General features: G+C 63.6%; 7 protein-coding genes and 2 pseudogenes. 7 read left to right on the top strand and 2 right to left on the bottom strand.

Annotated elements, in window-relative coordinates; all coding sequences use genetic code 11:
- The 7 genes and pseudogenes from M3461_21200 to M3461_21170 all read left to right on the top strand — a co-directional run.
- Positions 1–316 (top strand): zinc-binding dehydrogenase (locus tag M3461_21200; GenBank protein MDQ3776685.1); only part of this gene is annotated, 316 nt, incomplete at its 5' end.
- 116 nt (positions 317–432) lie between these two features.
- On the top strand, positions 433–999 hold the full coding sequence (locus tag M3461_21195) for an NAD(P)H-dependent oxidoreductase (GenBank protein MDQ3776684.1): 567 nt from the start codon (positions 433–435) through the stop codon (positions 997–999).
- A gap of 200 nt (positions 1,000–1,199) precedes the next feature.
- Complete coding sequence (locus tag M3461_21190) at positions 1,200–2,216, top strand: XdhC family protein (GenBank protein ID MDQ3776683.1); 1,017 nt, start codon at positions 1,200–1,202, stop codon at positions 2,214–2,216.
- A 71-nt stretch (positions 2,217–2,287) separates the two neighbouring features.
- A pseudogene (locus tag M3461_21185) lies at positions 2,288–2,467 on the top strand (NTP transferase domain-containing protein).
- Between the two features lie 48 nt (positions 2,468–2,515).
- Positions 2,516–2,938 (top strand): (2Fe-2S)-binding protein, encoded by a 423-nt coding sequence (locus M3461_21180; GenBank protein ID MDQ3776682.1) that lies wholly within the window; start codon positions 2,516–2,518, stop codon positions 2,936–2,938.
- A gap of 2 nt (positions 2,939–2,940) precedes the next feature.
- Positions 2,941–5,158: pseudogene (locus tag M3461_21175) on the top strand (xanthine dehydrogenase family protein molybdopterin-binding subunit).
- Between the two features lie 91 nt (positions 5,159–5,249).
- The gene (locus M3461_21170; protein MDQ3776681.1) at positions 5,250–5,465 is read left to right on the top strand and encodes a DoxX family protein; all 216 of its coding nucleotides are present in this window, start codon (positions 5,250–5,252) and stop codon (positions 5,463–5,465) included.
- Positions 5,466–5,508: 43 nt separating this feature from the next.
- Here M3461_21170 and M3461_21165 read toward each other — a convergent pair whose 3' ends face one another.
- Together M3461_21165 and M3461_21160 are read right to left on the bottom strand one after the other, a co-directional pair.
- A complete protein-coding gene (locus M3461_21165; protein ID MDQ3776680.1) occupies positions 5,509–5,757 on the bottom strand; it encodes a hypothetical protein in 249 nt (82 codons plus the stop codon).
- 101 nt (positions 5,758–5,858) lie between these two features.
- Positions 5,859–6,338, bottom strand: coding sequence for a hypothetical protein (locus M3461_21160; GenBank protein ID MDQ3776679.1), 480 nt, complete (start codon positions 6,336–6,338; stop codon positions 5,859–5,861).
- Between the last annotated feature and the right edge of the window lie 167 nt (positions 6,339–6,505).

Below are 6,505 nucleotides of genomic sequence, written 5' to 3'. Positions count from 1 at the left end.
CGATGTTGATGTAGTCTTCGACACCATCGGAGGAGACACTCAGAAGCGTTCATGGAAGGTGCTGAAGAAGGGTGGAATCCTGGTTTCCATCGTCGGTCCTCCCTCGGCAGAGGGGGCCGCTGCGCATGGGGTCCAGCAAGCCTCGGTCTTCGTTCAACCGAGCGCCACTCAGCTAACTGAGCTTGCAAAGCTGGTCGAGTCGGGAAAGCTCAGGCCTATTGTCGAAACCGTTTTTCCGCTGTCGGAAGCGCGTCATGCGCACGAGCTCAGCCAGACAAGCCACACGCGCGGCAAGATCGTCCTCCGTGTTGTATAGCATAGATAGGAAACCTCTGCAAAAGTCTGCGATCGATCGGCAGGAGCGACTGATCCGTCTGACATCGACTCATATGCACACGCCCCGTGCATCTGGAAACCGCACAGGAGGAATTTATGCTTAGAATTGCCATCATCATCGGAAGCACGCGGCCCGGTCGCAAGGGCGAGGCCGTGGCTAAATGGGTTTACGGAATCGCGCAAAAGCGTAGCGACGCCGAGTTTGAACTCGTGGACATCAAAGCCTTCAACCTGCCGCTCCTCGACGAGCCGATATCGCCGATTATGGGCCAGTACTCACACCAGCACACCAAGACATGGTCGGCGAAGATCGCGTCCTTCGACGCCTACGTCTTCGTGACGCCCGAGTACAACCACGCGACATCGGGCGCGCTCAAAAATGCCATTGATTTCCTCTACCACGAGTGGGTCAACAAGGCGGCTGGATTCGTTGGCTACGGCGGCGCGTCAGGGACACGCGCCGTGGAGAATCTGCGATTGGTGATGGGGGAACTGCAGATCGCCGACGTGAAGGCGCAGGTCGGTCTTTCTCTCTTCACCGATTTCGAGGACTTCAGCGTCTTCAAGCCGGCTCCCCAGCAAGAGAAGTCTGTCAACGCTATGCTCGACCAGGTTATCGGCTGGGGCGGCGCGTTGAAGCCGCTGCGGGAGAAGCGAGCATAGGACGCCGCGGAGTCAACTGATGAACGATCAATCGGAGAACGTCGCCCTTGTTGCCAATGAAGCCTCGTGCTCCTCGCGGCCTTACGCGCGACGGCGAGAAGCTAAGCGCGTAGCCTGTAATCGCGCAACCCAGTGTCAGGGTCCCGACGACAGGAGAGATCATTGTCAGGGTTTGGCAGCGGCGGGAGGTAGGGGTCAATATGGTGCATGAGCTGGACCTGTTGGAGCTGGCAGCCGCCTGGCGGAGTGAAGGGCGGCGGGTGGCGCTCGCAACCGTTGTGGCGACCTGGGGCTCATCGCCGCGGCCGCCGGGAAGTCAGCTGCTGGCGGATGATGCGGGGCGATTCATGGGCTCGGTGTCGAGAGGCTGCATCGAGGGGGAAGTGGTGCGCCGCGCACGGGAGGTGATCGAGACCGGAGAACCCGCACTGCTCGATTTTGGCGTTGCCAACGAGGATGCCTGGTCCGCGGGGCTCAGCTGTGGCGGCCGGATCCAGGTTTTCGTCGAGCCAGTCAGTCGAATGAAGCCTGACGTCCTATCCGCGATTCTCGAGGCCAAGAGGGCGAAGGTTCCGGTCGCGCTGCTGACTTGGCTTCGCACCGGCGAGCAGATCGCCGTCGGGCCGGCGTCAGTGTCCCATGATACTGAGCTCGACCCAGGCGCGATCACCTGGAACCGAGAACTGTTGGCCGAGGATCGCAGCGAGCGGTTCGACTTGGCTTCGGGGCCGGTCTTCATCCAGGTTTTCAATCCGCCGTTCAAGCTGATCTTGATCGGCGCCGTGCACATCGCGCAGCCATTGGCGTGCATCGGCGCTCTCGCGGGCTACGAGATCTTGATCATCGATCCGCGCGGCGCGTTTGCCGAAGGCGAGCGCTTCGGCGGGCTCAGGGTCGATGCCCGCTGGCCCGATCTGGCCTTGGCCGAGATCACGGCCGATCGGCGGACCGCGCTGGTGACCTTGACCCACGATCCCAAGCTCGACGATCCGGCGCTCGACTGGGCGCTGCGCTCGCCCGCATCTTACATCGGCGCGCTGGGCAGCCGGAAAACGCACGAGAGCCGGCTGGACCGCCTGGTACAGCGCGGCTTCTCCGCAGCGGATTGCGCGCGCATCCATGGCCCGGTCGGATTGAGCATCGGTGCGGTGATACCCGCCGAGATCGCCATCTCGATCATGGCACAGATCACCCAGGCACGACGGACCAAGGCGTAGCGGTGGGATTCGGATCAGTCATACTCACGGCAGGCCTATCATCGCGCACGGCGCCGGTGAACAAGCTGCTGATGTCCTTGGGCGATCGGCCCGTCATCCGGCATGTGGTCCAGACGGCGCTGGATAGCGGTCTCGATCCGGCGATCGTTTCCGTCGGGCCCGATCGCGAAGCGCTCCGCGCGGCCCTGGAGGGATTAGCGGTACGGATCGTCGGCAACGACGACTATGAAGAGGGCCTGGCGTCATCCATCCGTGCCGGTATCAACGGTGAGGACCACACGGTCGACGTATCGCCGGATATGCCCTTGCTCTGGGTGCTGCGCGACGTGGTGGGTCTAACCGGCACCAAGTTCGGTTGCGGCATGGCGCTGTGCGGGGCCTGTACGGTGCACTTGGACGGTACGCCGACACGCTCGTGTGTGACGCCGGTATCGGCGGTCGCCGGAAAGAAGATCACGACCATCGAGGCGATCGGCGAAACTCCGAGTGGCAAGAAGGTGCAGAAGTCCTGGCTGGATCTGGAAGTGGTCCAGTGCGGCTACTGCCAGTCGGGCCCGATCATGTCCGCGTCCGCGCTGCTGGCGAGCAATCCAAATCCCACCGATGCCGACATCGACGCGGCCATGGCCGGCAACCTCTGTCGCTGCGGCACCTATTCGCGCATCCGCGCCGCAATCAAACAGGCGGCGCAGTCTGAATCCACCGTTTTAGAGGGAGCTTGACCATGAGTCTCGAACAACTGCTGTACGCTGCTGAACGCGGTGCCGAGCCCATATCCGAGGGCGGTATCTCCCGACGGGCTTTTCTGAAAGCCAGCGCGGCCGCCGGCGGCGGGCTGCTGCTGAGCTTCACCTTGCCCGCGCTGATGCGTAATGCCGAGGCCGCCGGAATCCCCACGGCGAACACCTTCGCGCCCAACGCCTTTATCCGCATCGACCGTCAAGGGCGCGTGACGCTCGTCGTGCACCAGGTCGAGATGGGGCAGGGCACCTACACCTCCCTGCCGATGCTCCTCGCCGAAGAGCTGGAAGTGGATTTGGCCCAGGTCCACCTCGAACATGCGCCGCCCGACGATAAGCTCTATGCCAATCCATTGCTCGGGTTTCAGGCGACCGGCGGCTCGACATCGGTTCGTGGCGCCTGGGAGCCGCTGCGGCGTGCCGGCGCCGCCGCTCGCAGTATGCTGGTGTCCGCCGCGTGCGCGACCTGGAACGTCGATTCGAATTCCTGCCGCGCCGAGAAGGGCAGGTGATCCACGTGCCGACCGGCCGCAAGCTCAAGTACGGGGCCCTGGTCGATAAGGCTGCAACGTTGCCGGTGCCGGACCAGGTCGCGCTCAAGGACCCTAAGGACTTCAAGCTCATCGGCACCCCTGTCAAGCGCCTCGACAGCCAGGACAAGGTCAATGGCAAGGCCCAGTACAGCATCGACGTGAAGGTCCCCGGTATGAAAATCGCCACCGTCGCCGCCTGTCCGGTGTTCGGCGGCAAGCTCGCGGGCGTCGATGACGCCAAGGCGAAGGCGGTTAAAGGCGTGCACCGGGTGGTTCGCCTCGGCGGCGCCGTGGCGGTGGTCGCCGATCACATGTGGGCGGCCAAGCAGGGCCTTGCCGCGCTCGACATCCGCCGGGACGAGGGCCCGAACGCCAAGCTCAGCACCGCCGATATCGTGCAGCAGCTCGAGGCGGCCTCGCAGAAGCCGGGCGTGGTCGCGCGCAAGGAGAGCCCGGCCCAGGGCGATATGGCCAAGGTCATGGCCGGCGCCGCCCAGAAGGTCGAGGCAGTCTACCAGGTGCCGTTCCTCGCGCACGCCACGATGGAGCCGATGAACTGCACCGTCCACGTACGCAAGGACGGCTGCGACGTCTGGGTGGGCACCCAGGTCGCGACCCGCGCCCAGGCCACCGCCGCGCAGGTGACCGGCCTGCCGCCCGAGAAGATCCGCGTTCATAACCATCTGCTCGGCGGCGGCTTCGGCCGGCGGCTCGAGGTGGATTTCATCACCCAGGCGGTGCAGATCGCCAAGCAAGTCGATGGTCCGGTCAAGGTGATCTGGACCCGCGAAGAAGACATCCAGCACGACATCTACCGGCCCTACTACTACAATCGGTTCGCCGCCGGCCTCGATGGACAGGGCATGCCGATCGCCTGGAGCCATCGTGTCACCGCGTCCTCGATCCTTGCGCGCTGGTTGCCGCCGGCATTCAAGGACGGGCTCGATCCGGATGCCGTGGAAGGTGCAGCGGAGCCGCCCTATGCGCTTCCGAACGTCCTGGTGGATTACGTCCATCAGGAGGCCGCCGGGTATTGTCACGGGTTGGTGGCGCGGTGTCGGACCCACGCACAACATCTTCGTGGTGGAGAGCTTCATCGACGAGCTCGCGGCTGCAAAGAAGGATCCGGTCAAATATCGGCGCGCCCTGCTCGGCAAGTCGCCGCGCGCCCGGGCGGTGCTCGATCTGGCAACGGAGAAGGCCGCCTGGGGTCAGCCATTGCCGGCGGGCCACGGTCATGGCGTGTCCGTGCAGCACGCCTTTGGCAGCTATCTGGCACAGATCGCGGAAGTAGCGGTCTCCAAGGAGGGCGAGGTGCGGGTCCAGCGCGTAGTCTGTGCGGTGGACTGCGGCATCTGCGTCAACCCGGACACAGTGAAGGCGCAGATGGAAGGCGGAATCATCTTCGGGATAACTGCTGCCCTCTTTGAAGAGATCACGATCAAGGACGGCCGCGTCGAGCAAAACAATTAACGGCTACCGCATACTGCGCATCAACGAGGCACCGGTGGTGGAAGTCTATCTGGTGAAGAGTGCCGAGTCACCCGGGGGCATCGGCGAGCCTGGTACGTCAGCCATCGCACCGGCGGTGACCAACGCGATCTTCGCGGCGACCGGCAAACGCGTCCGGAAGCTGCCGGTGAAGCCGGACCAACTGCGTTCTACGTAATTGGGGCAGGCTCGTGACCCGCGCTCCAAACGCTCACTAAAGTGAGCATCGCATCGTTCCAAGCCAAACACGCCGCCGAGATCGGTGTCGTTTGAAGCACGGCGGCGGGCTGATGCTGCTTATCGGCTGGAGGGCGCGCGTTGCGGCGGCTGTGCTCTTCCTCTTTATCATCCCGACGACGCTCGCCTTCCACGCCTTCTGGAGCGTCGATCCCGAGGCGACACAGGACCAAGTGATCCAGTTTTTAAAGAACCTGGCAATGATGGGCGCATGCTGTACATTGTGGTCCACGCTCCAGGACCGCTGAGCCTGGATAGGAAATGAACGGGATTTGTGGGGGGTCAATCGCGTCATCGGACGGCAAAAAACGCAATGGCTATATGTTGGTCAGCAGCTTGGGTAACGACGCTCAACAGGCTTGTGAAGCTCTCGCCCAGCAGTACCACCGCACCCTGCTGGAGGTGTCGGAGTCCATCGCCGCCCACCGCGACCTGCGAGAGCTCTTTCACGAGCTCGCCCAAAGCTTGCATCGTGTGGTCCGCTTCGACCAGATGCGGCTGACCCTGCACGATGCGCAGCGGAGCATCATGCGCGTGCACACTGGAGGCACGCGATCGGAGCAGCGATCCCTTAGGTTGCCAGGAACTGCCGGTGCACGAATCTCCCGGGGGGGGGGTGGGCCTGGCAAACGCAACAGCCGTTAGTGGTTTCGGGCGTAGGAAACGAGACCCGCTTCCCTCGCGTCACCGCCATCTTGCGCCAGCAAAGCATAAAGTCCTTGTGCGTGGTCCCGCTCACCACGGCGCAGCAGCCGCTGGGGGCACTCGGCTTCGGAAGCCTGCAGGAAGCCGCCTACGATGACGCCGATCTGGAATTCCTGCAGCAGGTGGCCAATCAGGTCGCGGTCGCCGTGGACAACGCGCTGAACTATCAGAGCGTACAGCGCTACCAGCAGGCGCTCTTCCACGAGCGCGACCACCTTCGCCTGCTTCTTGAAGTGAACAACGCGGTGGTCTCGAACCTCGAATTGAAGCCGCTGTTTGCCGCCATCACCACGAGCCTTCGCAAAGTGATCCGGCACGAATACACGAGCCTGGCACTCTACGAGGCCGAGAGCCACCGATTGCGGTTGCACGCCTTGGATTTCCCGGAGGGCAAGGGATTGCACGAGGGCGCCCATGCGCCGATTGAACAGTCGCCCGGCGCGGGTTCCGATCGAAGAGCTGAAAGCACAGGCAACGGCCACCTCCGACGGGGCAGTTACACTGGAAGCCGCCGAGCGTGACCATATCCTGCGCGCCTTGCGGGAAGCCAATGGGGTGATCGGGGGGTCGGCCGGCGCCGCCG

The organism is Pseudomonadota bacterium, from assembly GCA_030860485.1.
GTDB lineage: Bacteria > Pseudomonadota > Gammaproteobacteria > JACCXJ01 > JACCXJ01 > JACCXJ01.
Note: the sequence above shows the minus strand (reverse complement) of the source record. Positions and strands in the feature narration are given on the sequence as shown.

Coding starts and splice junctions, on each gene's coding strand:
- M3461_21180 (MDQ3776682.1), top strand. CDS start 2,516: ATGCCCTTGCTCTGGGTGCTGCGCGACGTGGTGGGTCTAACCGGCACC.
- M3461_21160 (MDQ3776679.1), bottom strand. CDS start 6,338: ATGGGCGCCCTCGTGCAATCCCTTGCCCTCCGGGAAATCCAAGGCGTG.
- M3461_21190 (MDQ3776683.1), top strand. CDS start 1,200: ATGGTGCATGAGCTGGACCTGTTGGAGCTGGCAGCCGCCTGGCGGAGT.
- M3461_21195 (MDQ3776684.1), top strand. CDS start 433: ATGCTTAGAATTGCCATCATCATCGGAAGCACGCGGCCCGGTCGCAAG.